Origin of the sequence: Paraburkholderia nemoris (genome assembly GCF_905221015.1) — a bacterium.
Taxonomy (GTDB): Bacteria; Pseudomonadota; Gammaproteobacteria; order Burkholderiales; family Burkholderiaceae; genus Paraburkholderia; species Paraburkholderia nemoris.
In genome coordinates this window covers 30,056-55,933 of record NZ_CAJNBO010000003.1, presented here as the reverse complement: position 1 = coordinate 55,933, position 25,878 = coordinate 30,056, and the positions used below count along the sequence as shown (strand labels likewise).

Below are 25,878 nucleotides of genomic sequence, written 5' to 3'. Positions count from 1 at the left end.
GCCGGGATGATGCGGTAATGCGGGTAATATGCGTTGATCGCTTCAGGCTTTGGCCGTGCCGCACGCCGGAGTCGGCGTATTCGACGACGCCGCGCGCGCAACTGGTTCGAGTCGCAAAGCGCCCCAGCCGAGCGGTGCAAACACGTGACCGCCCGCAAGTTCGACCTGCTCCACAAATGACTCAAGCGTGACGCCTGCCATGATGTGAATCGGTGCATTGCTGACAAAGCTTTGCGTATGCAGCCATGGCACCTCGCCGCGGTTGATTTCGTTGACGCTGCGTTCCTTGCTGTCGTAGCCGCGATCGGGCGTGTAGAGCGGGCCATCGAAAGCGACGGTCAGGATCTGCTCGGGACTGTCGGTATAAGGGGCTGCGGCGTGCTGTTGATAAGGCACGCGTTCCCAGCCGTCCCCCCATTGCTGGTCGAGCGGCAAACGCGTGAAATAGGCCCATGGCGCGCGTACGAAGCAGAGTCCGTACGCATGACGCACGCCGTCCAGATTAGCAGTCATTCCCACGGTAGCTCCTCATCCTGTTGGTCGTATCGACAATGCTTACGGGTTGTCGTCGGCGGCGAATATACCGTCTTCGGGTTCGGTGTTCTCGTTGTCGATACATTGCACGTGCCAGTGGCCGGTTATCAGCGATCTGCCGGCGTCGGCGCACCATTGTGCGTGTCCGGTTTCACCCTCGAATGGTCCAGATGCGGTGTTCAGATCGAGTCCTTCGAGGACGCAGCGGGGTGTGGAATCGTGCGGCCCACAGATCAGCGTGTTGCCGCAATCGACGTGCAAGGCGCCCCATTCAGGTAAATCGAGTCCCATATGCCCCTCGCGCGACCATTGGCGTTTTTCATTGTCGAGCCACAGGATGGCGAATGCCATTGGATTGACACGGTCGAACGTGTCGAGGTGGATGGTGAGGCGCATGAGGTTCTCCGTACATGCCACGAACATGGGCAAACGATCTGGGTCGCTATTGGCTTAAAACCCACTGGATCAACGTGTGAGCATCTTCGGGCGTCAATGGGCCACCGCGATCCGCCGGCAGCGGCATGGCCATGTCACCCCAGTGGGCCTTGCCGCCGAGCCGCAGCTTGTGCTCAAGCATCACGCTGGCGTTTGGCACGCCGCGATAGCGTTCCGCGATCTGCTGAAACGAAGGCGCGAGAAATGGCGCATCACGGGTATGGCAGAACATGCAATGCTGTTGATCGACTAGCGCTGTCGGCTCTGACTGGGCAAGCGCTGCGCCGCTTGCTGCCAGCAACAGCGCAAGTGTGCTTGCGGCGAGATAGTGCAGGGGCGAGGCATTCACGATATGCACTCCAGGACAGGTTCTGAGATCAGTGTAGAGTCGCCGTCGCCGTTGCGATTGACTCATATCAAGCCGATGTTTCGCGTTGCGTTCGAGCGTCCGCCACGGTCAGTTACTTTCCTCGGGGTTCGCAACATCGAAATGACCTACCGTCTGAGCGAGCACGGCGACGCTGTCGCGCGGCAAGCGCATTTCAACGGCGAGTGCGCGGTGTTCTGGGGAAGTGCGTTCATTCAGGGTCTCCTCCTTTTCGTCTGGCGCTACACGCGCGCGAGGCCTTCTAGGTCGAGAATCCTGATCTGTTTGCCGTGCGTATCGACAAGGCCGTCCTTCTGAAATTTCGAAAACATGCGGCTGACGGTTTCGAGTTTCATCCCAAGATAGCTGCCGATCTCCTCCCGTGTCATGCGCAGATTGAACGTGGCCGGGGAGTAGCCGCGTGTTTTGAGCCTTCCTGACAGGTTCAGCAGGAATGCGGCGACCCGCTGCTCGGCGGACATCGTGCCGAGCAGCATCATCAGTGTCGCCTCGCGAACGATCTCCCCGCCCATCAGGCGATGGACGTGCTGTTGCACGACCTTCACCTCGCGGCACATGACTTCGAGCAAATGGAACGGGATGATGCAGACGTTGCTGTCCTCGATGGCGATCGCGTCGCAGCTGTGTTTGCCTGAACATACGCCGTCGAGACCGAGTGAGTCGCCGGCCAGATGAAAACCGGTGACCTGTTCGCGACCGTCGCGATGCATGACGACGGTCTTGAACGAACCAGCCCGGACCGCATAGATGCTCTGGAACGAATCGTTGGCGCGGTATAGCGATTCACCCTGTTTGATGGTGCGCGAAACGCACATCAGCGACTCCATGCGCTCCAGTTCGGCCGGCGTCAAGCCTTGCGGCATGCAGATCGAGCGCAGCGAGCAGGTCGAGCAGCGTGCGGCGGGGCGGGCCGGTACTGACGGCGCGAGCGGGGAATGGCCTGACGCCGGCAGTGGGACACGCTGCAGCGGCATGATTTCAGTGTATTCGGCGACGTCAGACATGATGTTCTCCTGTGTAGTTGAGGCCACGTGCGCTACGCTCGTGGGCAATCCGCTTGATCGTGTTGCATGCAAGATCGAATTCACTCGTCTTGTCGAAGAAGTACTGAGCGCCGGCCGCGAGGCACGCCTGCCTGAAGGCCGCGCTCGAATGATTCGTCAGTACGATCGTGATTACCGGCGACGTGCTGCGCGCGATGCTCTGCAGCAGTTCCATGCCGGTGCCGCCGGTCAGGCGAAAATCCGCGACCACGACATCGGTTCCGGTGGCGTCGATACCGGCGAGCGCGGCATCGGATTCTTCGGCTTCGCCGACAATCTCGACGCCGTCGATGGCGCCGAAGCGGGCCGCCATCCGTTGTCTGATCGGGATCGTGTCTTCCACGAGGAAAACGCGCAGTGTTTGTTGGGACGGGCTGGAGTTCATGGCTCGAAGTATCGGCCGCGCTGTCTCAATTTAAAATCGGCGGCGAACGAACTTCAGGTAGGCGAGCGCGAAGGCGTGTAGGGGATTTCCTACAGACGGCAAATGCGGAAGGAGATGTAGCCGCGTGAGCGGCGAATTGATGTGACGATTGGCTCTAACCCGACGGCCTGCGCGCCGTCCCGGATACAGATCTAGATTTCGTCGTCTTCTCCGAGCAGCTTGTGGCGCAGCGCGTAACGCACCAGCGCGGCTTCGTGCGGCATCTGCATTTTTTCGAGGATGCGCGTTTTATAGGTGCTCACCGTCTTGCTGCTGACACACAACTCCGCGGCGATTTCGGTCAGGGTCTGCCCCGCGGCGATGCGGCGGAACACATCGAATTCACGGTCGGATAGACGTTGATGGGGTAACGTGTCAGCAGGCTCGTTCAGGCTCTGCGCAAATCGCTCGGCCATCGCGAGGCTCACGTAAACACCTCCGGATGCGACTTTGGTGACGGCGGAGACCAACTCGGCGCTGGCACTTTCCTTGGTCAGATACCCTGATGCGCCCGCCTTGAAAGCGCGTACCGCGTACTGCTGCTCCGCGTGCATGGTGAGCACGAGGATCCGCAGTGCCGGTTTTTCCTCCTTGATCTGCTTGATCAGTTCGACGCCGTTTCTGCCCGGCATCGACAGATCGAGTACGAGCACGTCGGCAGCGTTCGAGCGGGTCAGCGCGATCGTGCTGATGCCGTCATTGGCCTCGCCGACCACCTCGAAGCCGCTCGCGTTCTGCAGGATATGCCGCAGGCCATCGCGTACGAGGGCATGGTCGTCGGCTATCAGCACTCGAATCATGTTTGCATCTCCTGCTGTTGCACCGCCGTGACCGGAAAGGTGACGGTCAGCGCAAAGCCGTTGCCATTGGAACTGTGGATGTCGACCGTGCCGCCCAGCATATGTGCACGTTCGCGGATACCGAGCAGGCCAAATGATTTCTCGGCGGAGGTGGGCGAGCGGTTCGCGCCGTGACCGTTATCCGCGATTTGCAACACGCAAGCACCTCCTTCGATGCGCACAGTCAGCGTGACGAGCGTCGCTTCCGCATGCCGGGCGACATTGGTCAACGCCTCCTGGACGATACGAAATAGCGTCGTCGCGCCATTTGGCGTAAAGCTGGTGTCGCCGACTTCGATCCGGCGCTCCACATCGATGCCATAGCGGTTTGTAAAGTCATTGGCGAGCCATTCGATCGCAGGAATCAGACCGAGATCGTCGAGCATGACCGGGCGCAGATCGGCAGCGATCCGGCGCACTGACGCGACCGTCGCATCGATCAACCGGCGCATCCCGCGCAGTTGCTGCATCAGGCGGGGTTCAGCAGTGGTTTCGAGCTCCTGTTCGACCGACGAAATGTCCATCTTGAGGGCAGTCAATTGCTGCCCAAGGTCGTCGTGCAGCTCGCGTGCGATGCGGGTTTTTTCTTCCTCGCGAACTTTCTGGAGATTTGCCGAGAGCTCGCGTAGTTCCTCGCGCGATTGCCGCTGCGCATTTTCCGCTTTTACCCGCTCAGTGATGTCGCGCAGCATAACTGTGTACAGCTTGCCATCGCCATCACGGATCTGCGAGATCGACGCTTCAATAGGAAACTCTTCACCGTTGCTCCGCAAGCCGAACAGTACGCGCTGCTTGCCCATCTGGCGGTCGGAAACGCCGGTCACGCCGAACTGTTCGACGTGCCGCGCGTGTCCCGCGCGAAAGCGCTCGGGAATGAAGCGCGAGAGCGAGGCGCCGACCGCTTCCATTGCGGTACATCCGAAAACCTGTTCGGCCATTGGATTGAAAATGACGATGTTCTGCCGTTCGTCGACGGTAATGATGGCTTCCATCGACGAGCGAATGATCCCCATCATGCGTGCCTCGTTCAGGGTCGACTGGCTGCGCGCCTTGCTCGTCGCTATCGATCCGCCGCCGCGTTCGCTGGCAATCAGGAAAGCCATGGCACTGAGCAGGCACGCTGCCGCAACGCCGGCGATCAGCACCGTGGTTTCTGCAAATTCGTCCTCGGCTCGCAGATAGCGGCCGCTCGCGGTGTACGACAGCGTGAGCGGTACACCGCCGACGCGCAAGGTATCGGTTTTACGGAAGACAGGGCTCGTCTCCACCAGGTCGTCGTCTGCTGCGGCGGACGAATAAAGCAGCGTGGCTGGGGTTCCGCCAAATACCTGCAGATCAATGCGCCGTTGCCGGGCGAGGGCGTTGTCGAACACACGGCTGGTATCGAGCGCCGCTACCAGCAGCCGCTTGATGCCCGCGCGGCGCGCTTGTGGTGTCGACGGCAATCCGGCGTCCGAGTACACCGGAAAATAGACGTAGAGACGAGGGTGAGGGTTCGAGCCGGCATCGCCGAACGGCGCTGCGTCCGCGTCGAGCGCGCTTGCCCCTGTATCGATTGCGTGCAGCAACGCCGCCCGGCTCGCCGGAGCGTTCGCCAGGTCGTAGCCGACAGGCATCGCATCGACGGCGGCCGGCGCCATCTGGGTCACCGGCGCGACCGGTTGTGGCGCGGCGGCTGGTCCGGCGGCGTTAGCGGCGCCGCCCGTCAGGCGGGCGATAGCGGCGGCGTCAACCTCAGCATAGCCAAGTGTGCGCACCACGGACGACGCTTCGTCCAGATCGAGTTGCGCGACATATCGGCGCCAGGCGTCGGCATCGTCCGCTGGCGCGACGGAGAGCAAGCCGCGCGCGCCGCGCAGCAGTGATTCGCTGGAGGTGAACTCGCGCTGCAGATCAGCGGTGATACGCATAGTATTCTGTTCAAAGCGGCTGTTGGCGGCGCGCAATGAGTGCTCGCCGACCCAGCGCCAAGCACCAAGCGCAGTCATAAGAACGACCGCGAATGTGACCGCCGCGGCAAGCATGGGACGTCGCTCAGGCGGGACAACCCGCATGGGTAAAGGCGATTTTTTAGCGAACGGCGTGTTACCGCGAGAGGGCATGTGCGCCTCATTGGATGGTAGGCAATCCGCCACGCTGACTGATGACGCGGGCGCGGCGCGGATCGGGAAACATCACGGTGATTTTCGTTAACTGCAGCCAGCCGGAACAACGTATGCGTCGCCCATTGTGCGCGGTTTGCACGGATCGTGCCAGTATGCAGCCACCTCGCGATGGGAGCCGTGCCGGGGGCCGAGGCTCCAAAAAAAGAAGCGCCCTGAAAACCGGGCGCTTTAATTTGCGCGAGGGCTTTTTTCGCGCAATTCCTGAATTGCCAGATCAGTGCGACATCAGCACCGGCACGGTCATCGACTGAAGCATGGTCCGTGTGACGCCGCCGAGCAGCCGTTCCTGCACGCGCGTATGCCCATATGCACCCATCACCACCAGATCGATATGATGATCGGCCAGCATGTTCAACAGCAGCGCACCCGTGGGGACCCCGGCCACCTTAGGCGCGGCCGCGAATCCCGCCTGGATGTCGTGCCGTTCAAGCCAGGCGGAGACGTCGATGCCGGCTGAGGCTTCACTGTCCGGGTGACGCTCCAGGGTCATCACGGTGACGAATTTCGCGCGCTTAATCAGGGGTAAGGCGTCGGCCATCGCCCGGGCGCTCTCTCGGCTGCCGTCCCACGCGATCAGCACGTTTTCGGCAAACGAACGGACGGCCCCGGCATAGGGCAGCACAATGGCAGGGCGGCCCGAGCTCATCAGCACGTCCTCGACAAAGTGGCGTGCGATATAGGATGACGGATCGTCGGGATCATCCTGACCGAGGATCAGGAGGTCGGCGTGGCGTGCGTGCAAGACCGCTGCTTCCACCGCCGGCCCGCCCGGCGCCCGCCATTCCACACCGCGCCCGGCCCGTTCGCCCGCCGCCAGAAAGCGCGCCTGCGCGTCTTTAAGATTGGCCTCGTGTTGCGCTTCGCGAATCGCGACCAGTGCGCGTTCGCCGTGGAGAAACATCGGCTGCGTCAGATCCTGACAAACCACATACAGGCCGATCAGATGCGCGTCGTGCCGGCCGGCCAGTTCAAGTGCGAACTCGATCCTCGCGGTGCTATGGGTGCTGTCGTCGAGATGCACCAGCAGGGTTTTGCAGGTCATGACGGCTCCCTGATCGGTTCGGCTACCTGTGCGTCGCTTGCCACAGGTTTGGCGCTGTGTGCCGAGATCATCAGCACCGCGCACTGCGCGATGCGCAGGAAACGTTCGGCGACACTGCCGAGCACCAGCCTTTGGAAACCCCGCCTTCCATGCGTGCCCATGACCACCAGGTCGGCCTTGAAATCGCTTGCCGCGTGCAGTATGCAATGGGCGATGTCGTCGCCCGCCAGGTCGGTTTCGGCGATGCGTGGCGTGCCCTGCACACCGGCCCGCTTCATGCTCGCCACTGCGTCCTCGATCACATGCGCGCCTTCCTCGAGCAGCGCCGTGCGGACGTAGGAAGGGTCGTAACCGGGTACGTCGTATGACATCAACGGGACGTCTACGACAAAAAGGGGTTGTAGTCTTGCGCCGGAATCGCGCGCGAGTTGCAAGGCTGCGTCCAGGGCGCGTGCGGACGTTTCACTGCCGTCGACGGCAACCAGAATCTGTTGATACATGGTGAATTCTCTCCTGAATGGAACTGACTCGACGTTCCGGTTCATCAATGCGACATCAGTACCGGCACGGTCATTGATCTAAGGATCGTGCGGGTCGCGCCGCCCATCACCAGTTCCTGCCAGCGGGCGTGTCCGTAAGCACCCGTCACGAGCAGATCCGCGCCGATCGCGGATACCTGTGACAACAGCGCGTCCCCGATCGAGGCATCGCGGCCGACCTCAATATCCTTGACCTCGACGTTCACGCCGTGCCGCGCGATGAGCGTGGCGATATCCGCGCCCGGAATGCGCACGCGCGGCTTGCCCCGCTCGCCGTTGACGGTGACGACCGTGGTGGTCTTCGCCGCGCGCATGAACGGCAGCGCATCGTGTACCGCGCGGGTGGCTTCGCGGCTACCGTCCCAGGCGACCATTACGTGCGCGCCGGATGACGTGACGTTGCTGGCGTACGGCACCAGCAACACCGGCCGGCCTGCGGACATGATCAGGTTTTCAGGGAAAAAATCGCCGACGTACGATTCCGGATCGTGCGGGTCGTCCTGGCTGGCAATGATCAGGTCAGCGCACCGGCCGCGCTGCGGCACGGCGAGGCTAGCCGGGGCGTCGACAGCGATCCACTCGCCGGCAACTCCCGCACGGCGCAGTTCCGCATGAAAGAGCCGTTCGAGCGCGCCGCGGCGTTCCGCGCGCAACTGTTCGTGCGTACCGTAGTATTCGGCGGTTCCGGCCATAACGTTGAGCGAGCGCGGATCGGGCGTGAACACGGCAAACACACCGGTCAGATGGGCGTCGAACTGCTTGGCGAGCCGCAGGGCGAATTCGAGCCTGGGGTGCGCGCGCTCACTTGTATCCAGGTGAACGACGATGGTCTTGTAAGTCATTGCAGTGCTCCAGAAGTGGGTGAGTGGCGCTTGAACGCGTGATCTGAGTCTAGGAGCCGGGTAGGTGCCGGCGTTGATCGAGATCAACGGCGCGGTAGCGCGTGATACTTCATCCGGACGGGAATGCGACGCCCGGCCAGATAGGCGGCGAGATAGCGGACGCTCGATTCGAGCGCCGCATTAACCGGTTCGATCACGGGTTACCCGATCGCCAAACGTTGTTTACGCGCACACGACGCGCGTACCTGCCGTGCCGTTTGCCATCGCCTCGATGCGATCGAGCGAGCCGATGACTGCCGGCCGGCCAGTGCGCGAGACGAACTCGCACGCGGCCTCGACCTTCGGCCCCATTGAGCCGGCCGGGAAAGACATCGACCGAAGTCCCGCAACCGACACCTCGCTCAGCACGCGTTCGCAGGGCGTGTGCCAGTCGGCATAAACCGCGTCAACGTCGGTCGCGATCAGCAGCAGATCGGCGTCCACGTCTGCCGCAAGCAGCGCGCTGCACAGATCCTTGTCGATCACGGCCTCCACGCCGCAGCGAGTCCGGCCGTCCGCTGCGACCGTGACCGGAATTCCGCCGCCCCCGGCTGCGATCACCACGGCATCGTGATCGAGCAACCAGTGAATGGGTTGAAGCGCCATGATGCGTCGCGGTTTCGGCGACGCGACGACGCGCCGGAAACTGTCGCCATCTCGAGCGACGCTCCAGCCGTTGCTGATGGCCAGACGTTCTGCCTGGGCCTCCGTGTAAACGGGACCGATTGGCTTGGTGGGGTGAGTGAAGGCAGGGTCGTCGGCGTCGACCTCGACGCGCGTCAGCAGTGTCGCCACTTGCCGCTGCGGCGGCAATGCGTTGGCCAGTTCCTGCTCGAGCAGATAGCCGATCATGCCTTCCGACTCGGCGTCGAGCACATCGAGCGGCGCCGCACCAGTCGGGCCAGCGGCGGCGGCCTGTAGTGCCAGCAGGCCGACCTGAGGGCCGTTGCCATGCGCGATGACCAGCTGGTTGCCGTCGGCTAGCCGCGCGATCTGCTGTGCGGCGCGGCGGATATTGGCGATCTGGTGTGACATCGTCATCGGCTCGCCGCGCCGAAGCAGCGCGTTGCCACCCAGTGCGATCAGGATGCGCATGATGGATCCTTAAGCGAGTGTCGCCACGAGTACCGCCTTGATCGTATGCATGCGGTTTTCAGCCTGCGAGAACACAATCGACGCATTCGATTCGAAGACTTCGTCGCTAACTTCGAGCTCGGACAGACCGAAGTGCTCGTGAATCTGCCGGCCGGTTTCGGTCTCGAGATTGTGATAAGCGGGTAGGCAATGCATGAAGCGGGTGCGCTGCTTGCCCGTTGCTTTCATCAACGCGGCATTGACCTGGTATGGCCGCAAAAGCTCGATGCGCGGCCCCCAAGCCTCCACCGGCTCGCCCATTGAAACCCACACGTCGGTATAGACGAAGTCGGCGCCGCTCACGGCCTCATGCGGATCCTCGACGATCGCCACGCGAGCACCCGTCCGCTCCGCAAGGCGCCGCATCTGTGTCACGAGATCATCGTGAGGCCACAGTTCGCGCGGCGCGGCAATGCGCACATCCATGCCCATCTGCACGCCGCCGATCAGCAGCGAATTGCCCATGTTGAAACGGGCGTCGCCGAGGTAGCAGAACGACAGTTCGTGCAGCGGCTTTTCGCCGAATTCCTGCATCGTCAGCAAGTCCGCGAGCACCTGGGTCGGATGAAATTCGTCGGTCAGTCCGTTCCATACGGGAACATGCGAATACAACGCGAGATCTTCCACCACGTTCTGGTGAAAGCCGCGATATTCAATCCCGTCGTAGAGCCGGCCGAGCACGCGCGCCGTGTCCTTGAGCGACTCCTTGCGGCCAAGCTGCGAGCTCGCCGAATCGATGTAGGTGACATGGCCGCCCTGGTCGTGCACGGCAACCTCGAAGGCACAGCGCGTGCGGGTCGAGGTCTTTTCGAAAATCAGCGCGATATTCTTGCCGTTGAGCCGCGCGACTTCGTTGCCAGCGTACTTTGCGCGCTTCAGCTCCGCGGCGAGATCGAGGAGAAATCGGATGTCGCGCGGAGTGAAGTCCTGCATGTTCAGCAGGCTGCGGTTGCGCAGGTTGAATGCCATGGTGTGCGGTTCCTTGAAATAGGCGAGGCGGGCGGGGTGTCAGGCGGGATCGCGTTCGATCGGGCAGGTCATGCAATGTCCGCCGCCGCGCCCGCGCCCCAATTCGCCGCTCGGAATCGTGATGACTTCGACGCCCGCCTTACGCAGCAGCGTGTTCGTGTAGACGTTGCGGTTGTAGGCCACCACGACGCCTGGCGCGAGTGCGATCACGTTATTGCCGTCGTCCCACTGTTCGCGCTCGGCCTCCCATGTATCGCCGCCGGTGGCGACGGTGCGAAGTTCCTTAAGACCTAGCGCCCGGGCGACCACCTCGAGAAACGGTGCGGTCTCGGGCCGGACATCGAGCGCGTGTGGCCGTTGCGACGGGCGCAGGCTGGTGCAGCGGATGCCGTCGACAACTTCCGGAAAGATCGTGACCAGATCCCGGTCGCAGAAGGTGAACACCGTATCGAGGTGCATGGCGCCGCGCGAACGCGGCAACTGTGCGGCGATCACATGTTTCACCGATTCATGCGCGAAAAGGGATCGCGCAAGTTGCGCGACGCCCTGCGGCGACGTGCGCTCACCCATGCCGATCAGTACGACGTCGCGCGATAAAGGCATGACGTCGCCGCCTTCCAGCGTAGCGCCGCCGTGATCGACGTCAGGGCCGCCCCACCAGATGCGTGTGCCGCCGCTGAACAGCGGATGAAAACGGTAGATTGCCGCGCTCAGCAGCGTTTCCTGGCGGCGCGCCGGCCAGTACATCGAGCCGAGTACGGCGCCGTCGTTGATCCAGCAACTGTTGTCGCGGGTAAACAGCGTATTGGGCAACGGCGGAAGGAGAAATCCGGCAGGTTCTGTGCATTGCGACAGCAGACCCGTGGACTCAAACGGCAGCTCGGCCCGCACGATCCCGCCGATCAGCCGGGTGGCGAGCTCGTCGGCTTTCATCTCGTCGAGCCAGGGCAGCAGTTGTGCGGACAGCTCCAGGTCGACGGTACCCGAGGACAGCTTGCGTTCGAGTACCCAGTCGCGTGCGTCCTGGCCTTGCAGAATGTCCGCGAGCAGGTCATGCATATCGAGCACTTCAATGCCGCGATCCTGCATCGCGCTAACGAACGCGTAGTGGTCAGTTTTGGCCTGGGAGACCCACAACACATCGTCGAACAGCAGTTCACGGCAATTGGCCGGGGTCAGGCGCGCCTGGGCGAGCCCGGGCCGGCAGACCATGACCTTGCGCAAGGTGCCGACCTCGGAAAAGACGCCGGGTGCCATAGAGGTTCTCCTTGTAATGGGGGGCTTAGAGGCCTAACGCACCGCTTGACAGCAGCCACGCGGCGATTACGGCGAGTCCGATCAGCGCGGCCAGAATGACGGCTTCGAAGGGCTTGAAAAGATGTGCGCCGCGTTCGTGTTTTGCCCAGCCATACAGCAGGACGCCAGGTGCGTAGAGCAGAGCGGAAAGCAGCAGATACTTCGGGCCGGCCGCATACAGCAGCCAGCAGCAGTAGACGCTTGCAGCCGCGCCGATCAGCATGTCGCGTCCACGGACGGTGTCGGTTACGGCGTAGCCGTCGCCGCGCATGGCAATGCGGGTTGCGTACACGGCCGAGAAAAGATAGGGAATCAGGATCATCGAGGTCGCGAGCGAGATCAACGCCTGGTAGGTCGCGTTCGACACCAGTGTGATGATCAGGAACAACTGCACGAGCCCGTTTGTCACCCACAGTGCATTGGCAGGTACGCCGTGGCTGTTCTCGCGCGCGAGGAAGGCCGGCATCACGCCGCCGCTCGCAGGTGTGAACAGCGTTTCCGCCGCCAGCAAGGTCCATGCGAGCAGTGCGCCGCCTACCGACACCAGCAGCCCGATGCTGATCAGCACTGCGCCCCAGGTGCCGACGGCCTTGTCGAGCACGCCGGCCATCGATGGGTTCTTCATTGCGGCCAGATCGCTCTGCGAGACGATGCCAAGCGAGAGCAGCGAAACGGCCATCAGCAGAAGCAACACCACGGCGAAACCGAGCATCGTCGCGCGTCCAATATCTTCGCGACGTTGCGCGCGGGCCGAAAACACATTGGCGCCCTCGATGCCGATGAACACCCAGACGGTGATCAACATCGTGCTTTTGACCTGCGTGAACACACTGCCGAGCTTCGGGCTGCCCCAGAAGTCTTGCGTGAAGATGTGGCTTCTGAATGCCGCGAGCGCGAGCAGAATGAACAGCACCAAAGGAATGACCTTGGCCACCGTAGTGATCGCATTGAGAACGGCCGCGCTGCGCACGCCGCGCAGAATCACCGCATGCATGATCCACAGCACGATCGACGCGCCCAGTACGGCGGCGCGTGTATTGCCGTCGCCGAATAACGGAAAGAAATAACCGAGTGTGCCGAACACGATGACGAGATAGCCGACATTGCCGATCCACGCGCTGACCCAGTAGCCCCATGCGGAGTTGAAGCCGACGAAGTCGCCGGCACTGGCGCGGGCGTACGCATAGATGCCGTTGTCGAGATCGGGCTTTCGCGTCGTCAGGGTCTGATAGACGAAGGCGAGCATCAACATGCCCACTCCGGTAATCAGCCAACCAATCAACACTGCGGCGGCACCGGCGCCCGATGCCATGTTCTGCGGCAGTGAAAAGACACCGCTGCCGATCATCGACCCGATCACAAGCGCCGTGAGCAGGCCGAGCCGCAAGGGTTTTGCCGCCGAGGCCTTCGTCTGGGTGGCCACGCCGGATACAGGCGGCCCCGACAATGAATCCGCTAGATTCTTCATGACATGCCCTCGTTAATGTTTAAGACGCGTTGATTAGGTCACTTCCGGATGGCTGGCCGATTGATCTGGATCAGTCAATACGGGGTCGGACAAGAACCGCACGCTTCGTCAGGCCGTCGCACGTTGGCTGAGGCTTTCGCAGAACGCTTCAGCGAAGCGTTTGAAGGCATGCAACGAGCCGGCGATGCTCTGGTATTTTTCGCGGCCGATTTGCCCGTCCAGGGTGATCAACATGCCGGCCTCACGGGCCAGCGCGAGGATCTCATCGAATTCGCTCGCTGCGTCACGCGTGTTTTGGGGATGTCCGGCCAGCGTCGCGGCGTTGGCGGAAGGGTTGGCGTTTGACATGGCCGGTCTCCTTACGGGTCACTTTCGGCAGATGCTGCGATAACGTCGCGGGGCAATCGATCCGTGCTTGTCTTGAAATTCAGTATTGGGCAGCGGCCGCTCGAAACAAATCAGGTAGCGCCGAGCTTTGCGTAGGATGTCCTTCGTTCGTGTCAGCTTTTTCCTACACGACAACTGGACGTGCCGACGGGCGAGTCCGTCGATTGACATGGATCATAAGAACGCTCTCATCCACGCCTATGCTCCCGACATGCACAGCGATTGCCGCACGTGAATGCGCGACAACTGTGGTGAGGAGATTGAAATGTCCCAGGCGAAAGTCCTTGTTGTCTATTTCTCGCGCACCGGCACCACACGGTTGCTCGCGCAGGCAATGGCGAAAATGCTGGCAGCGGATCTCGAAGAGATTTGCGATTTCAGCAATCGCAAAGGGGTGGGTGGATATTTGCGCTCGCTGGCTGACATCATCATGAGGCGTCCCGTTGAAATCGTTCCAGCCGGACGCGATGTCACGGCGTACGACCTGATCGTAATAGGCACGCCGGTCTGGGCCGGTTCGGTGTCCGCGCCGGTTCGCTCCTATCTCGTCGAGAACCGTGCGCGGCTTCCGCAGGTCGCGTTCTTTTGCAGCTTCGGCGGACGAGGCGCTGACAAAGCTATGAGGCGAATGCGTGAGCTTGTGGGCCGGCTGGCAGTTGCCGAATGCAAGGTGACAGCCGCTGAGGCGCACAAAGATGCAAATGCCGCATTGGCCGTCTTTGCGCACGTGCTCAAAGGACACATCGCCAGATCCAGAACGCTTGAATTGATGTGATGATTCAGAGGATTGAGCGGACATGAACAACAGACTGTTTCTGGTTAAACGTCATCTCGCACAAGTTTGATGAAGATCAGTTGATCGAGTGCGCGCGGCGCTATCCTGGACTATTCGAAATTGGCCGCATGGAGGCCCAACAATGTCGGCTGATCTGGCGACCTCGTTCTCGACAACCCCGTTGACCACAAGAGACGGCTATGTGGTCGCCGTACGTGGTGCAGTCGTCGACGTGACGTTTGCCGATGACATGCTGCCGCCAGTGGACGACGCGCTCCTCATCCTGTCGGACGACCTCGCGCCGGTGCTTGCTGAGGTACAAGCCCATTTGAGCGAAACCACGGTGCGAGCGCTGGCGCTGCAGTCCACCGCTGGATTGCGGCGCGGCGCCCGCGTGAGCGTGTGTGGCGGGCCGATCGAAGCACCGGTTGGCGAGGCTGTGCTAGGCAGGCTGCTCGATGTGACCGGCGCGACCCGTGACGACGGCGAAGCCTTACCCGCACAGATCGAGCGCCGCCCGATTCATCGCGCCGCGCCGCCGCTCGCTTCGCAGAAAGGCACCACCACGTTGTTTGCAACGGGCATCAAGGTGATCGACCTGCTCGCGCCGCTCGCCCAAGGCGGCAAGGCCGCGATGTTCGGCGGCGCAGGGGTCGGCAAAACGGTGCTGGTCATGGAATTGATCCATGCGATGGTGGAGCGTTATCAAGGAATCTCCGTATTCGCGGGCGTTGGCGAACGCTCACGTGAAGGGCACGAAATGCTGCTCGACATGCGCACGTCCGGCGTGCTGGCGCGCACCGTGCTGGTCTATGGACAGATGAACGAGCCGCCGGGCGCGCGCTGGCGCGTGCCCTTTACGGCGCTGACAATCGCCGAGTATTTCCGTGACGAACGCCACCAGAACGTTCTCCTGCTCATGGATAACGTTTTTCGCTTCGTGCAGGCTGGGGCCGAGGTATCGGGCCTGCTCGGGCGCATGCCGTCCAGAGTGGGCTACCAGCCCACGCTCGCGAGCGAAGTCGCAAGCCTGCAGGAGCGCATTGTGTCGGTAGGGGACGCATCGGTCACCGCAATCGAAGCGGTGTATGTGCCGGCCGACGATTTCACCGATCCCGCAGTGACCGCGATCGCCGCGCACATCGACAGCATGGTCGTGTTGTCGCGTGCAATGGCCGCCGAAGGCATGTATCCCGCGATCGATCCGATCGCATCGTCTTCGATCCTGCTCGATCCGCTTGTGGTCGGCGAGGAACACGCGAACGTCGCGACCGAGGTGCGCAGGATCATCGAACACTACCGTGAGCTGCAGGATGTCATCTCCCTACTCGGTATAGAGGAACTGGGCGCGGAGGACCGCGCCCTCGTGGGGCGAGCCCGGCGCTTGCAGCGCTTTCTGACCCAGCCGTTCGTCGTCACCGAAGCCTTTACGGGTGAAGCGGGCCGTTCGGTGGCACTCGCCGATACGATTGCCGGGTGCAAGGCGATTCTGGCGGGCGAGTGCGATACGTGGCAGGAAAGCTCGCTCTACATGATCGGCACCCTCGACGAAGGCCGCCTCAAGGAGCAATCCGCCATGCAAGACAGCGCGACCCACGTCGCGGAGATCGCGAAATGAGCGCCACCCGCCTGACGCTGACGTTGGCCACGCCGTCGCGCGTATGGTTCGACGCAGTCGAGATCGTGTCTCTACGCGCGGAGGATGAAAGCGGCTCGTTCGGCATCCGGACCGGTCATGCCGACTTCGTGACGCTGCTGGCGCCCTCGGTGGTCCGCTGGATGTGCGCGGATGATTCGATCCACTACTGCGCGGTGGATGGCGGCGTGCTATTGGTCTCGCACGGAACGGACGTTTCCATTGCTTGCCGCGAAGCGGTCCCCGGCGACTCCCTTGAAGGCCTTGAACAAGGTGTTCGCAGCCGCCACGCCAGCGAGGTCGATGCGGCGCGGCGCGCCCGCGTCGAGCAGTTGCAACTGCATGCTCGCGCCGTGCGTCAGATGCTCCGCTATCTGCGGCCACGCGCAGGCGCCGACGGCGTGGCCGCGGATAGCATTGGAGGAATCCTGCGATGAACGGGCGCCACACGGACGAGGGCAAGCAGCGGGGCGAGCAGATCGCCAGCGCCGCCAGACAGGCGGCCGAGCGCGATTTACGCGGTCGCGAGGAGCCGGAACCGTCGCTCGGCAGCCGGCTCGGCCAGATCGGCATTCTCGGTTGGGCCATTGTCCTGCCCACGCTGATGGGTCTCGCGCTCGGCCATTGGCTGGACCGGACATTCGGCACGCGCGTGTTCTTCTCGGCGCCGCTGCTGATGATCGGCGTAGCCGTCGGCTTCTGGTCGGCATGGAAGTGGATGCATCGTCAGCAACGGAACCATCATGAATAGTCCACTGCCGCCGATAGCGGCACAACTCGCGCTGGGACTCTCAGTGGGAATCCTGGCCGGTGCGTGGCATTTCCTGTCGCTGCGCTGGAACTGGCCGTTGTTCGCATCGGGCAAAGCGATGCCGGCCCTAGCCTTGCAGCTTGCCAGATTCGCGCTCACCGGGGCGCTATTTCTGATGCTCGCGCATGTCGGCGCCATAGGGCTGCTCGCGGGCATGATGGGGTTTCTGTTTGCGCGTGGCGTAACGGTGCGGCGCTATGGAGGCAGCCAATGACCACTTCGCCGCTCGCGACCGCGCCGCTGTGGCAAATCGGCCCGCTAGCCATTACGGCGCCGGTACTGGTCACGTGGGCACTCATGATTCTGCTGACTGTAGGGGCAGTCGTTCTGTGCCGAAAGTTGTCGCTCGCGCCGACCAGGCTGCAAACCGCGCTTGAACTGCTGGTCGTCACGATCGATCAGCAGATCCGCGACACCATGCAAACCGAGCCCGCCACTTACCGTGCGCTGATCGGTACGCTCTTCATCTTCGTGCTGATTGCCAACTGGTCGGCGCTCGTGCCGGGGGTGAGTCCGCCGACCGCACACCTCGAGACCGATGCCGCGCTTGCGCTGATCGTGCTGGGCGCCACGGTTTTCTACGGCATTCGAACGCGAGGCACGGCCGCCTACCTTGCGGCATTCGCCGAGCCGAGCTGGGTCATGATCCCGCTGAATGTCGTCGAGCAGATCACCCGGACGTTTTCACTCGTTGTGCGCCTGTTCGGCAATGTGATGAGTGGCGTGTTTGTGATCGGGATCATCCTATCGCTCGCAGGGTTGCTCGTACCCATTCCGCTGATGGCGCTGGACCTGCTCACCGGCGCGGTGCAAGCCTATATTTTTTCCGTGCTGGCGATGGTTTTCATCGGCGCGGCGATCAGCGATACCCACAATCAGGTCAACATAAAAAAGGGCGAAGTCTCATGAATAACCTCATCGAAGTTGTCAGCATTGCCGCTGCGGCGCTGGCTGTATCGTTCGGCGCGATCGGCCCGGCGCTTGCTGAAGGCCGTGCTGTCGCCGCCGCGATGGATGCGATCGCGCGGCAACCGGACTCGGCCGGAACCGTGTCACGCACGCTCTTCGTCGGGCTTGCAATGATCGAGACGATGGCGATCTATTGCCTCGTGATCGCGTTATTGCTGCTCTTCGCCAACCCGTTCGTCAAATAGGCGGCGGCCATGCGAATCGACTGGTCGACACTCCTGCTGCAGACCATCAATGCGCTGGTGCTCATATGGTTGCTGGCGCGCTTCCTGTTCCGTCCGGTCGCGGGCATCATCGCCGAGCGTCAGAAGGCGGCGCAAGCATTGATTGCGGATGCCGACGCGGCGAAGCACGCGGCCGTCCTCGAGCGAGACGCGGCGGTTCACGAGACCCAGCGGCTTGTCGCCGCTCGCGCCGACGCCATGAAAACGATCGCTGCGGAAGCCGAGAACGAGAAGGCCGCGTTGCTGGCCACGGCGCACGCTGACGCGGACAGGCTGCGCGCAACAGCTACCGCCGAAACCGAGGCGGCGCGTGCGGAGCAGGGCAAGCTTGTCGCCGCCCGGGCGACGCAACTCGCCATCGATATCGCGACAAAACTGCTTGACCGGCTGCCTGAGAGTGCGCGGGTGAGCGGTTTCATCGGCGGTCTCGTCGACGGGATCGCCCAGTTGCCCGCGCAGGTTCGGACGGAACTCGGCGCAAACGGTGTGGCGCTTTCACTCTCCGCGCCGCGCACGCTGAGCCAGCAGGAACAGGAGAGCTGCCGCGCCGCGCTGACGACCTGTCTGAACCGGCCGGTATCCCTTCAGATCGAAGTCGACCCTTCTCTGATCGCCGGATTGGAACTGACGGCCGTCCATGCAGTGGTGCGCAACAGTTTCAAGGCCGATCTCGTGCAGATTAGCGCGGCGCTGCTGAGTGGCGATAATGCGCCCAACTGACATGACTGACGATCCGTGGCTCGCGGACCAGCGCAACACACTCGCCCGAACGGTTGTGAAGCCGCACGCGCAGACGCTCGGACGCGTTGAACGGTTTGGCGATGGCATCGCATTTGTCTCGGGACTGCCGGATGCGGCTCTCAACGAACTGCTCCATTTCGAGAGCGGCGCGACCGGCTTTGCGCACACGCTGGATGCGGGCGTCATCAGCGTTGTGCTGCTTGACGACGGCACCGCCGTTGAAGCGGGCTCTTGCGTGACCTGCACCGGCACTGTGCTGCAAGTGCCGGTTGGAGAAGGGCTGCTCGGGCGTGTGATCGATCCGCTCGGGCGACCGCTCGATCGCGACGATCCGATCGTTGCCGAGACGCGCATGCCGGTCGAACGGCCGGCGCCGGCGATCATCGAGCGCGATCTGGTCAGTGAGCCCGTCGAAACGGGTGTACTTCTCGTCGATGCGCTGTTCGCGATCGGCCGCGGGCAGCGCGAGCTGATTATCGGCGATCGTGCGACGGGCAAGACCGCTTTAGCGATCGACACAATCGTCAACCAGAAGCATTCGGACATGATCTGCGTCTACGTGGCGATCGGCCAGCGCACAACCGCCGTGCAGCGGGTCATCGAATCAGTGCGTCAGTACGGAGCGCCCGAGCGCTGCATCTTCGTTGTTGCAGCCGCGGCGTCAGCGCCGGGATTGCAATGGATCGCGCCGTTCGCCGGCTTCACGATCGCCGAGTACTTTCGCGATCGGGGGCAGCACGCACTGGTTGTTGTCGACGACCTCAGCAAGCATGCCGCGACGCATCGTGAACTGGCGCTGCTGACGCGCGAGCCGCCGGGGCGCGAGGCCTATCCTGGCGACATCTTCTATGTCCACGCCCGCTTGCTGGAACGCGCGGCGAAGCTGTCGGCGGGGTTGGGTGGCGGATCGCTAACCGCGCTGCCGATCGCGGAAACCGATATGGGCAACCTGTCCGCGTATATCCCGACCAATCTCATTTCGATTACGGACGGTCAAATCGTGCTCGATGCGGCGCTGTTCGCGGCAAACCAGCGTCCGGCCGTCGACGTGGGCTTGAGCGTCAGCCGTGTCGGCGGCAAGGCGCAACATCCGGCTTTGCGGGGCGTGTCGGGACGACTGCGCCTCGATTACGCGCAGTTTCTGGAGCTGGAGATGTTCAGCCGCTTCGGTGGGCTGACGGATGCGCATGTCGCCGGCAAGATAGCCCGCGGGGAACGTATCCGTGCGTTGATCGCGCAGCCGCGCTTCAGCGCGCTAAGCACGCTCGAAGAGATCGCTCTATTGTCAGCATTGGCGGAGGGGGTGTTCGATTCAGTGCCGAGCGAAATTGTCGTGCAAGTGCGAACACAACTGGCCGGACATCTGGCGAGCCAGCGCCTGCAAAGCCAGATCGCGGCGGGATTTTCGCGGTCCTCGCGCACGCCGTTGAGCGCCAACGTTCAAGCGGTGCTGGTTGCTGCAGTTCGCGAACTGGTGCAGCAGTTCGCGCCGGCGGCCGCTAGCGGCACGGCAAGCAGCGGGAACACGCCATGAGCGGAAAACTCGCCGAAATCGAGTCGCGCAGCGCGACCGCCCGGCAACTGGACGCCGTTATTGGGGCGATGCGCGGCATTGCGGCAGCACGTTCGCGCGAAGCCCAACGGCGGTTGCCGGGGATCCGTTCGTCGGCTTCGACAGTGGGCGCTGCGATTGGCGCCGCGCTGGCCCACGCTTCGGGGGAACCTGCGCGCGTGCTGGAGCACGGTGCGCGGATCGTCATTGCGCTGTGCGCGGAGCAGGGTTTCGTCGGCTCGTTCAACGAGCAGATCATCGACCACGCGTTGTCCCGTCTGACGTCGGCGCAGTGTGAGCTGCTGCTCGTTGGTACCCGCGGCGAAATTGTGGCAAATGAACGCCGGCTGCCGTTCGCCTGGAGTTCTCCCGCGGCCTCCCATGCTGACGACGTACCGTCGCTCGCAAGCCAGATCACTGACGCGCTCTATGCGCGTCTTGCCGATCGAGGCGTGACCCACGTCTCGGTCATTCACGCAGTGCCGGGCATCGCGGCGCACTGCGAGATCGTCGAACACAGCCTGATTCCGTTCGATTTCTCGCGATTTTCCGTTGAGCGGCGCAGCCAACCGCCGTTACTCACATTGCCCGCCGGTCGTCTGCTTGCGGGACTGGTCGAAGCCTACGTGTATGTCGAGTTGTGCGAGGCATTGATGCTGTCGTTCGCTGCCGAAAACGAGGCACGCGTGCGCGCGATGCTGGCCGCGCGCGCCAATGTGAAGGAGACCCTTGCCGACCTTACGCAACGCTACCGGCAGGTTCGTCAGGACGAGATCACGGCCGATATCGTGGAGCTCGCGGCGGGTGCCGGGGCCGGCGTTTGAATAGTTCTGGAAGGGAAGCAAAGGCGATCGGACTGTCTAAGACGGCAGCAGCATCAGGACAGCGGCCACGCCCATCACCAGCGTAGCGATCGAGCCGAGAACGACGAGCGGCCGGCTGGCGGTGAACGCGCCCATGACCGATTTTCTGGACACGAGGATCAGAATCACGACCATCAACGGCACGGCCACGACGCCGTTGATGACCGCGCTCCAGAACAAAGCCTTCATCGGACTGATCGGCGAATACTGGATGGCGAGTGCCGCCAGCACGCTGACGGCGATGATGGCGTAGAAACCGCGTGCGTCCCGGACCTTACGCTCCAGACCTTCGCGCCATCCCATCGCCTCGGAGAGCGCATAAGCGCCGGAGCCGGCGAGCACCGGCACGCCGATCAGGCCGACACCGAGGATACCCAGCGCAAAAAGGATGTAGGCAAAATTGCCGGCAAGCGGCCGCAGCGCGCTCGCGGCTTGCGCTGCGGTGGTGATGTCGGTCACACCGGCTACATGCAGCGTGACGGCGGTTGCCAGAATGATGAAAAAAGCCGTGACGTCCGAATAGAACATGCCGGTCCAGGTGTCCCAGCGAATGCGGCGAAGCTCTGTGGGCGCCGCTCCCGCGTCATTCACTAGCGCGGCGCTGCCGCCATTCGCCTGCATCTCTTCGACTTCTTCGGACGCCTGCCAGAAAAAGAGGTAAGGGCTGATCGTCGTGCCGAACACGCCAACGATCACCGCCGCCGCGTTGGCATTCAGCGTAAGGTGCGGCCATAGCGTGCGCAGCGCGACTTCGCTCCACGGTACGTGAACCGTGAATAGTACGGCGGCATAGGCGAGCAGCGAGACGGTCAGCCACTTCAGAAAGAAGACGTACCGGTGGTAGGGGACAAATACCTGCAACAGCAGTGTTCCGAACACGAAGCAGGCCGTCATCAGATGGCGGTCGATGCCGCTCACGAGTTCCGCGACTTCACCCATGGCGGCGACGTCGGCAGCGATATTCAGGACATTGGCGACGAGCAGCAACAACACGACACCCTGAAGCACGACCGGCGGAAATGCGCTCTTGATGTTGGCGGCGAGTCCTTTGCCGGTTACCCGGCCAAGGTTCGCGCACATAGCCTGGACGGCTGCCATCAACGGGAAGGCGAGCGGCATCGTCCAGAGCATGTTCAGGCCGAACTGCGCGCCTGCCTGCGAATAGGTGGCGATGCCGCTCGGATCGTCATCGGCGACACCGGTGATGAGGCCCGGGCCGACGCGTGCGAGCGGATGCTCCTTCAGACGTCCAAGAAGCGCGCGATAGCTTTTGGTCTGCGGCGGCCGGTCGATGTCCACTACATTACCTCGCTGAAAGACGTTGACACGGTTTTCTTGGAGAGCGGCGCACCTTGGCCGCACGGTTCTAGCGGGAAGCAGGATAGCGAGCGCTAGCGGTCACGCAACGCTGAAAACGCCTTGTACACGATTCGCGGATCGTGCTGCCCTTTGTAGACGTCTGACGCTGCAAGATCGAGTCCTAGTAACGCGTACACCGCATTCTGCGCTGAACGAACCGAGTATTCGACGGTGAAGACAACATCGTCGGGCAGCTCGCAGAACTGCCCCGTAAACGCAAGATTTTGCCAGCCGTCAGGGCTCACATGCGGCCGGTCGCCCTGGCTGCGTGGCATGAACTGGCTCGTGATGAACGGCATCAGGCAGGGAATGCTATTGGCGTGTTCGAGAATATGCGCTGCTTCTGCTTCGATCCGCAAATGGCCAAGGATTTCGGTCAAAATTTCGCGGCCGGTGCATGCCGACATGGGCTTCCCGACGAAATCGCCGGGCTGGTCGACCCGCAAGCCGTAGCCCCACAGCACCTGCACGTCCGCAGGCTGACCGATGAAATGCGGCTGATGCGGCAACACGATGGACGCGAGCCAACTTGACTCGGGAAAGGTAATCAGGCCGCCTTCACCCGGCATATTGCCGGTCAGGTCGCGGATCAGCCGGAACAGCGCCGGGTCGCGCAACGTGACCGTGAACGACAGCCACTTCGACTCGTCGATATGATCCGCGAAAACGGAAGGGTGACCGAATTCGGGCCGGCCCGCGGCGATCGTCTTCCACAGGGCCCAGGCGCCTGTGCTGTCGACGGTAGTCAAAGCCGCGGGGTGGTCCATGCTGCCGAGGCTGGAGCCGGCGGTCATCGATCCGAGTGTGACGGCGACCTTGTCTGCCGTCGCGACCGGTATCTCGAGGCGCCGATGCGCGGTTTTACAGACAATGCCACGGACGCGGTTCTCCGCGCCGCTTTCGTCGAACAGCAGATCGGTCACCTGGATGTTCGGCCGGAACGCAACGCCATGTTCGTCCAGCCAGCGGCGCAGTGGCAGGATCATCGAATCGTACTGGTTGTAGACCGTGCGCATGATGCCGTGCAACTGGTTGAATCCGGAGGACATATGGGCGAAGCGCAGGAGATAGCGCCGGAACTCGACCGCGCTATGCCACGGCTGGAACGCGAACGTCGTACACCACATCAACCAGAAATTGGTTTCGAAGAAAGACACATCGAAGTGATCGGAAATGCGGCTGTTGCCGAGCATGACTTCTGGTTCGATCGACAGGCGCCCCAACGTCAGCAGGTCATGTTCATCCAACCCGTAAGCGGGGGTATCTTCGCGTTTGCCATTTCTGACGAGCCGCGACCTGGACGAGGTGCTGATCGTTTCGTTCCACTCGAATATCTCCTGCGTCACACTTTTGCTGCCGTCCAGAGCCGGTATGGACGAGAACAGATCATAGGTGCACAGATACTTGCTTTCGAGCATGCGGCCGCCGCGCACGACGTAGCCGCTTTCCGCCGAACCCGAGCCGTCGAGGCTGCCGCCAGGTTTGTCGAGCGCTTCCAGAATCGTGATGTCGCAACCGCGTACGTGCCCATCGCGGATAAGGAAGGCCGCCGCCGCTAATGAAGCGATGCCGCCACCGACGAGGTAGAACTTGCCGTCCTCTGCATCGTAGCTATCAACTTCAGCGGTGAGGGACCGTTCGGGAGTCGGGTCAGAGTTTTGCACGTCGATGTTCCTTTTAATGTTCGTCGCCATCCGAATGTCGCGGGCTGCCCGAATGCGCACATTGGACGTCGATCCAACATACCCGCGGCGCTGGCGTTCCGATTGAGTTGGATCAAGCAGCGGTCATCAGGGCGTGCCCGATTGCCTTACATCGCGCGATCTGGTTCGCGTGCTGCTGGCGTTTGCAGGCTTTGTGTCGGCACATCTCGCAACCTTATGATCCGTATCAAAGTCCGCCGAGGCCGAACTCATACGCTGGAGCAGCAAGTGGCGTTTTTCCGATTACCGAAGCGGCGATGTCATGAACGGGCGCCGGACGGGATTGGCGTCGCGATTGAGCGTTGTAACCTCGGAGGCGTTGGCGAGATGAACGATGGTTTTCGCGTAGCCGGCTTGGGTGGTGTCGATCCGCATGACGACGCACGGGCGGTGCGCACATGGCGGTGGTTGCAGTGGATCCTGTTTGGCGCCAGCCTGCTCGCCATTCCCGCCTTTTATCTCGAACTGGCCGTTGACTCGCCCATGCTTCATCAGATGGGCCGGGCGTTATACGTGTGCATGGTGGCCGGCTTCGCTGTTTCACTGGCCTGGATGGTGCATCTGAGCCACAAACCCAAGCGGTTTCTCATGCGAAACCGCTATGACGTTCTGATCGCGATCGGAGCCGCGACCAGCATCGCATGGGGCGTCACCCCCTGGTCGTCACTCGAGTGGGTTCTGCGTATTCTGTTTATGGGCCTGGTGGCGGCGCGAATAGTGGTGTCGCTGCGCGGATTCTTCACGCCCAACCGATTGTTTCTGCTGCTGGTAACGGCAGCGGTTCTGCTGGCTTCGGCGGGAGCCGGGTTTTACTGGCTCGAACCGGGCGTGCATACCTACGCCGAGGGCGTCTGGCTCGCATTCGAAAGCAGTGCAACAGTCGGGTACGGAGACATGGCGCCGACTACCCCGGCATCGCGCGTCTTTGCCGCTTTCGTCGTGTTGCTCGGCTATGGTCTGCTATCGCTGGTGTTCGCCAGCATTGCAGCCATTTTCGTCGAACAGGAAGAGCGTCTGCTGCGCCGTGAGATGCATCGTGATATCAAGACTTTGCAAGCGGAAATCGCCTCACTGCGCAGAGAAGTAGGCAGCCTGGGCGCGAAGGCGCATGACGATGAAGGCCCCGTTGAGCGAGATCCAACATGCTCGAGTTCGGCAAGCCGCACGCGTTCGGTCATATCGCGCGTGACCTTGGCAAAGCCGAGTAACGCGCCGGACGGGTCATAGACCGCGGTGATCGTGACGTCCGCCCAGAAACGCGATCCGTCCTGGCGTACGCGCCAGCCCTGATCTTCCGCTCTGCCGCGCGCCGTAGCAAGGGCCAGTTCACGCCCCGGCTTATCCGCGGCGACATCTTCTGGTGTATAGAAGAGCGAAAAATGGCGCCCGACGATTTCGTCGGCGGAATATCCTTTGATTTTCCGGGCCCCGCTGTTCCAGCTCGCCACGCGGCCCGCGGGATCGAGCATGAAAATCGCGTAATCCTGTACAGCATCGATCAGTAGCTGATAGCGATCCTCCAGCGGGACGTCGGAGTCGTTCGCCGCGCCAGCTCTGCGCTTCGCATCATTCCATTCGAAATCCACCGCCATCTCCAGACGAACGTTGTAAGCCACCGATGACCGGTGGGACAGCGTAACCCTTCTTGCTTACGCTGTTTGCCGGCTGCCGACCGAAGGCTCGGAACATGTGGCAGCCCGG

At 62.4% G+C, this 25,878-nt stretch carries 28 protein-coding genes and 1 pseudogene; 11 read left to right on the top strand and 18 right to left on the bottom strand.

Features of this window, described 5'->3' with window-relative positions:
* Positions 1 to 42: 42 nt before the first annotated feature.
* From KHO33_RS05030 to KHO33_RS04960, 15 genes are all read right to left on the bottom strand, one after another.
* A complete protein-coding gene (locus tag KHO33_RS05030; RefSeq protein WP_054037479.1) occupies positions 43 to 519 on the bottom strand; it encodes a hypothetical protein in 477 nt (158 codons plus the stop codon).
* Between the two features lie 36 nt (positions 520 to 555).
* Positions 556 to 930: a DUF3564 domain-containing protein gene (locus tag KHO33_RS05025; protein ID WP_200564569.1), complete on the bottom strand. Its 375-nt coding sequence runs from the start codon at positions 928 to 930 to the stop codon at positions 556 to 558.
* Between the two features lie 46 nt (positions 931 to 976).
* A complete protein-coding gene (locus KHO33_RS05020; protein WP_407946165.1) occupies positions 977 to 1,270 on the bottom strand; it encodes a c-type cytochrome in 294 nt (97 codons plus the stop codon).
* A 308-nt stretch (positions 1,271 to 1,578) separates the two neighbouring features.
* Positions 1,579 to 2,361 carry a helix-turn-helix domain-containing protein gene (locus KHO33_RS05015; protein ID WP_128576503.1) on the bottom strand — a complete coding sequence of 261 codons (783 nt, stop codon included), beginning with the start codon at positions 2,359 to 2,361 and terminating at the stop codon, positions 1,579 to 1,581.
* Positions 2,354 to 2,785 (bottom strand): response regulator, encoded by a 432-nt coding sequence (locus KHO33_RS05010; RefSeq protein ID WP_054037477.1) that lies wholly within the window; start codon positions 2,783 to 2,785, stop codon positions 2,354 to 2,356. The genes KHO33_RS05015 and KHO33_RS05010 overlap by 8 nt, the downstream gene beginning before the upstream one ends.
* A 191-nt stretch (positions 2,786 to 2,976) precedes the next feature.
* Positions 2,977 to 3,624 (bottom strand): response regulator, encoded by a 648-nt coding sequence (locus KHO33_RS05005; RefSeq protein WP_054037475.1) that lies wholly within the window; start codon positions 3,622 to 3,624, stop codon positions 2,977 to 2,979.
* Positions 3,621 to 5,573: a sensor histidine kinase gene (locus KHO33_RS05000; protein ID WP_234480514.1), complete on the bottom strand. Its 1,953-nt coding sequence runs from the start codon at positions 5,571 to 5,573 to the stop codon at positions 3,621 to 3,623. The genes KHO33_RS05005 and KHO33_RS05000 overlap by 4 nt, the downstream gene beginning before the upstream one ends.
* Before the next feature lie 469 nt (positions 5,574 to 6,042).
* A complete protein-coding gene (locus KHO33_RS04995; protein WP_054037473.1) occupies positions 6,043 to 6,870 on the bottom strand; it encodes a universal stress protein in 828 nt (275 codons plus the stop codon).
* A complete protein-coding gene (locus KHO33_RS04990; protein WP_054037471.1) occupies positions 6,867 to 7,370 on the bottom strand; it encodes a universal stress protein in 504 nt (167 codons plus the stop codon). The genes KHO33_RS04995 and KHO33_RS04990 overlap by 4 nt, the downstream gene beginning before the upstream one ends.
* 44 nt (positions 7,371 to 7,414) lie before the next feature.
* Entirely contained in the window at positions 7,415 to 8,251 is an 837-nt protein-coding gene (locus tag KHO33_RS04985; protein WP_054037469.1) for a universal stress protein, read from the bottom strand.
* Between the two features lie 222 nt (positions 8,252 to 8,473).
* Positions 8,474 to 9,385, bottom strand: coding sequence for a carbamate kinase (gene arcC, locus KHO33_RS04980; protein WP_200564571.1), 912 nt, complete (start codon positions 9,383 to 9,385; stop codon positions 8,474 to 8,476).
* Between the two features lie 9 nt (positions 9,386 to 9,394).
* Positions 9,395 to 10,393 (bottom strand): ornithine carbamoyltransferase, encoded by a 999-nt coding sequence (gene argF / locus KHO33_RS04975; protein WP_054037467.1) that lies wholly within the window; start codon positions 10,391 to 10,393, stop codon positions 9,395 to 9,397.
* 39 nt (positions 10,394 to 10,432) lie between these two features.
* On the bottom strand, positions 10,433 to 11,650 hold the full coding sequence (locus KHO33_RS04970) for an arginine deiminase (RefSeq protein WP_200564572.1): 1,218 nt from the start codon (positions 11,648 to 11,650) through the stop codon (positions 10,433 to 10,435).
* Positions 11,651 to 11,675: 25 nt separating this feature from the next.
* Positions 11,676 to 13,157, bottom strand: a complete 1,482-nt coding sequence (gene arcD / locus KHO33_RS04965; RefSeq protein ID WP_054037464.1) for an arginine-ornithine antiporter — start codon at positions 13,155 to 13,157, stop codon at positions 11,676 to 11,678.
* A gap of 108 nt (positions 13,158 to 13,265) precedes the next feature.
* Entirely contained in the window at positions 13,266 to 13,505 is a 240-nt protein-coding gene (locus KHO33_RS04960; protein ID WP_054037462.1) for a hypothetical protein, read from the bottom strand.
* Between the two features lie 274 nt (positions 13,506 to 13,779).
* Here KHO33_RS04960 and KHO33_RS42890 point away from each other — a divergent pair, with 274 nt between their 5' ends.
* The 10 genes from KHO33_RS42890 (at position 13,780) to KHO33_RS04910 (ending at position 21,076) form a co-directional block, all read left to right on the top strand.
* Positions 13,780 to 14,319, top strand: coding sequence for a flavodoxin family protein (locus KHO33_RS42890; RefSeq protein ID WP_407946162.1), 540 nt, complete (start codon positions 13,780 to 13,782; stop codon positions 14,317 to 14,319).
* Between the two features lie 142 nt (positions 14,320 to 14,461).
* Positions 14,462 to 15,937, top strand: a complete 1,476-nt coding sequence (gene atpD, locus KHO33_RS04950) for a F0F1 ATP synthase subunit beta (RefSeq protein WP_054037460.1) — start codon at positions 14,462 to 14,464, stop codon at positions 15,935 to 15,937.
* Positions 15,934 to 16,392: a F0F1 ATP synthase subunit epsilon gene (locus KHO33_RS04945; RefSeq protein ID WP_200564573.1), complete on the top strand. Its 459-nt coding sequence runs from the start codon at positions 15,934 to 15,936 to the stop codon at positions 16,390 to 16,392. The genes atpD and KHO33_RS04945 overlap by 4 nt, the downstream gene beginning before the upstream one ends.
* The gene (locus KHO33_RS04940) at positions 16,389 to 16,706 is read left to right on the top strand and encodes an AtpZ/AtpI family protein (protein WP_054037458.1); all 318 of its coding nucleotides are present in this window, start codon (positions 16,389 to 16,391) and stop codon (positions 16,704 to 16,706) included. Before KHO33_RS04945 ends, KHO33_RS04940 begins: the two co-directional genes overlap by 4 nt.
* Complete coding sequence (locus KHO33_RS04935; protein ID WP_054037456.1) at positions 16,699 to 16,980, top strand: ATP synthase subunit I; 282 nt, start codon at positions 16,699 to 16,701, stop codon at positions 16,978 to 16,980. The genes KHO33_RS04940 and KHO33_RS04935 overlap by 8 nt, the downstream gene beginning before the upstream one ends.
* Positions 16,977 to 17,675 (top strand): F0F1 ATP synthase subunit A, encoded by a 699-nt coding sequence (locus tag KHO33_RS04930; RefSeq protein ID WP_200564574.1) that lies wholly within the window; start codon positions 16,977 to 16,979, stop codon positions 17,673 to 17,675. Before KHO33_RS04935 ends, KHO33_RS04930 begins: the two co-directional genes overlap by 4 nt.
* Positions 17,672 to 17,920, top strand: coding sequence for a F0F1 ATP synthase subunit C (locus KHO33_RS04925; protein ID WP_054037454.1), 249 nt, complete (start codon positions 17,672 to 17,674; stop codon positions 17,918 to 17,920). The genes KHO33_RS04930 and KHO33_RS04925 overlap by 4 nt, the downstream gene beginning before the upstream one ends.
* 9 nt (positions 17,921 to 17,929) lie before the next feature.
* On the top strand, positions 17,930 to 18,679 hold the full coding sequence (locus KHO33_RS04920; RefSeq protein WP_054037451.1) for a F0F1 ATP synthase subunit delta: 750 nt from the start codon (positions 17,930 to 17,932) through the stop codon (positions 18,677 to 18,679).
* Position 18,680: 1 nt separating this feature from the next.
* Positions 18,681 to 20,234 (top strand): F0F1 ATP synthase subunit alpha, encoded by a 1,554-nt coding sequence (locus tag KHO33_RS04915; protein WP_200564575.1) that lies wholly within the window; start codon positions 18,681 to 18,683, stop codon positions 20,232 to 20,234.
* Positions 20,231 to 21,076, top strand: a complete 846-nt coding sequence (locus KHO33_RS04910) for a F0F1 ATP synthase subunit gamma (protein ID WP_200564576.1) — start codon at positions 20,231 to 20,233, stop codon at positions 21,074 to 21,076. Before KHO33_RS04915 ends, KHO33_RS04910 begins: the two co-directional genes overlap by 4 nt.
* A 36-nt stretch (positions 21,077 to 21,112) precedes the next feature.
* Here the strand turns inward: KHO33_RS04910 and KHO33_RS04905 are convergent, their stop codons facing one another.
* The gene (locus KHO33_RS04905) at positions 21,113 to 22,414 is read right to left on the bottom strand and encodes an NRAMP family divalent metal transporter (protein ID WP_407946161.1); all 1,302 of its coding nucleotides are present in this window, start codon (positions 22,412 to 22,414) and stop codon (positions 21,113 to 21,115) included.
* A gap of 92 nt (positions 22,415 to 22,506) precedes the next feature.
* The gene (locus tag KHO33_RS04900; protein ID WP_054037609.1) at positions 22,507 to 24,138 is read right to left on the bottom strand and encodes an oleate hydratase; all 1,632 of its coding nucleotides are present in this window, start codon (positions 24,136 to 24,138) and stop codon (positions 22,507 to 22,509) included.
* Positions 24,139 to 24,354: 216 nt separating this feature from the next.
* On the opposite strand from KHO33_RS04900, the gene KHO33_RS04895 reads away from it, so the two are divergent.
* Complete coding sequence (locus tag KHO33_RS04895; protein ID WP_328822797.1) at positions 24,355 to 25,404, top strand: potassium channel family protein; 1,050 nt, start codon at positions 24,355 to 24,357, stop codon at positions 25,402 to 25,404.
* Here KHO33_RS04895 and KHO33_RS04890 read toward each other — a convergent pair.
* A pseudogene (locus tag KHO33_RS04890) lies at positions 25,305 to 25,769 on the bottom strand (PAS domain-containing protein); the annotation flags it as partial. The gene KHO33_RS04895 and the pseudogene KHO33_RS04890 sit on opposite strands and share 100 nt — an antisense overlap.
* Positions 25,770 to 25,878 lie beyond the last annotated feature (109 nt).

Bases quoted from the DNA above. Each gene is read 5' to 3' on its own strand.
- KHO33_RS04970 (WP_200564572.1), bottom strand. From the start codon at position 11,650: ATGGCACCCGGCGTCTTTTCCGAGGTCGGCACCTTGCGCAAGGTCATG.
- KHO33_RS04895 (WP_328822797.1), top strand. From the start codon at position 24,355: ATGATCCGTATCAAAGTCCGCCGAGGCCGAACTCATACGCTGGAGCAG.
- KHO33_RS04985 (WP_054037469.1), bottom strand. From the start codon at position 8,251: ATGACTTACAAGACCATCGTCGTTCACCTGGATACAAGTGAGCGCGCG.
- KHO33_RS04930 (WP_200564574.1), top strand. From the start codon at position 16,977: ATGACCACTTCGCCGCTCGCGACCGCGCCGCTGTGGCAAATCGGCCCG.
- KHO33_RS04960 (WP_054037462.1), bottom strand. From the start codon at position 13,505: ATGTCAAACGCCAACCCTTCCGCCAACGCCGCGACGCTGGCCGGACAT.
- KHO33_RS04925 (WP_054037454.1), top strand. From the start codon at position 17,672: ATGAATAACCTCATCGAAGTTGTCAGCATTGCCGCTGCGGCGCTGGCT.
- KHO33_RS04915 (WP_200564575.1), top strand. From the start codon at position 18,681: ATGACTGACGATCCGTGGCTCGCGGACCAGCGCAACACACTCGCCCGA.
- KHO33_RS05025 (WP_200564569.1), bottom strand. From the start codon at position 930: ATGCGCCTCACCATCCACCTCGACACGTTCGACCGTGTCAATCCAATG.
- KHO33_RS05005 (WP_054037475.1), bottom strand. From the start codon at position 3,624: ATGATTCGAGTGCTGATAGCCGACGACCATGCCCTCGTACGCGATGGC.
- atpD (WP_054037460.1), top strand. From the start codon at position 14,462: ATGTCGGCTGATCTGGCGACCTCGTTCTCGACAACCCCGTTGACCACA.
- arcD (WP_054037464.1), bottom strand. From the start codon at position 13,157: ATGAAGAATCTAGCGGATTCATTGTCGGGGCCGCCTGTATCCGGCGTG.
- KHO33_RS04945 (WP_200564573.1), top strand. From the start codon at position 15,934: ATGAGCGCCACCCGCCTGACGCTGACGTTGGCCACGCCGTCGCGCGTA.
- KHO33_RS42890 (WP_407946162.1), top strand. From the start codon at position 13,780: ATGCGCGACAACTGTGGTGAGGAGATTGAAATGTCCCAGGCGAAAGTC.
- KHO33_RS04935 (WP_054037456.1), top strand. From the start codon at position 16,699: ATGAATAGTCCACTGCCGCCGATAGCGGCACAACTCGCGCTGGGACTC.
- KHO33_RS04990 (WP_054037471.1), bottom strand. From the start codon at position 7,370: ATGTATCAACAGATTCTGGTTGCCGTCGACGGCAGTGAAACGTCCGCA.
- arcC (WP_200564571.1), bottom strand. From the start codon at position 9,385: ATGCGCATCCTGATCGCACTGGGTGGCAACGCGCTGCTTCGGCGCGGC.
- argF (WP_054037467.1), bottom strand. From the start codon at position 10,393: ATGGCATTCAACCTGCGCAACCGCAGCCTGCTGAACATGCAGGACTTC.
- KHO33_RS04940 (WP_054037458.1), top strand. From the start codon at position 16,389: ATGAACGGGCGCCACACGGACGAGGGCAAGCAGCGGGGCGAGCAGATC.
- KHO33_RS05000 (WP_234480514.1), bottom strand. From the start codon at position 5,573: ATGCGTATCACCGCTGATCTGCAGCGCGAGTTCACCTCCAGCGAATCA.
- KHO33_RS05010 (WP_054037477.1), bottom strand. From the start codon at position 2,785: ATGAACTCCAGCCCGTCCCAACAAACACTGCGCGTTTTCCTCGTGGAA.
- KHO33_RS04995 (WP_054037473.1), bottom strand. From the start codon at position 6,870: ATGACCTGCAAAACCCTGCTGGTGCATCTCGACGACAGCACCCATAGC.
- KHO33_RS04920 (WP_054037451.1), top strand. From the start codon at position 17,930: ATGCGAATCGACTGGTCGACACTCCTGCTGCAGACCATCAATGCGCTG.
- KHO33_RS04910 (WP_200564576.1), top strand. From the start codon at position 20,231: ATGAGCGGAAAACTCGCCGAAATCGAGTCGCGCAGCGCGACCGCCCGG.
- KHO33_RS05015 (WP_128576503.1), bottom strand. From the start codon at position 2,361: ATGTCTGACGTCGCCGAATACACTGAAATCATGCCGCTGCAGCGTGTC.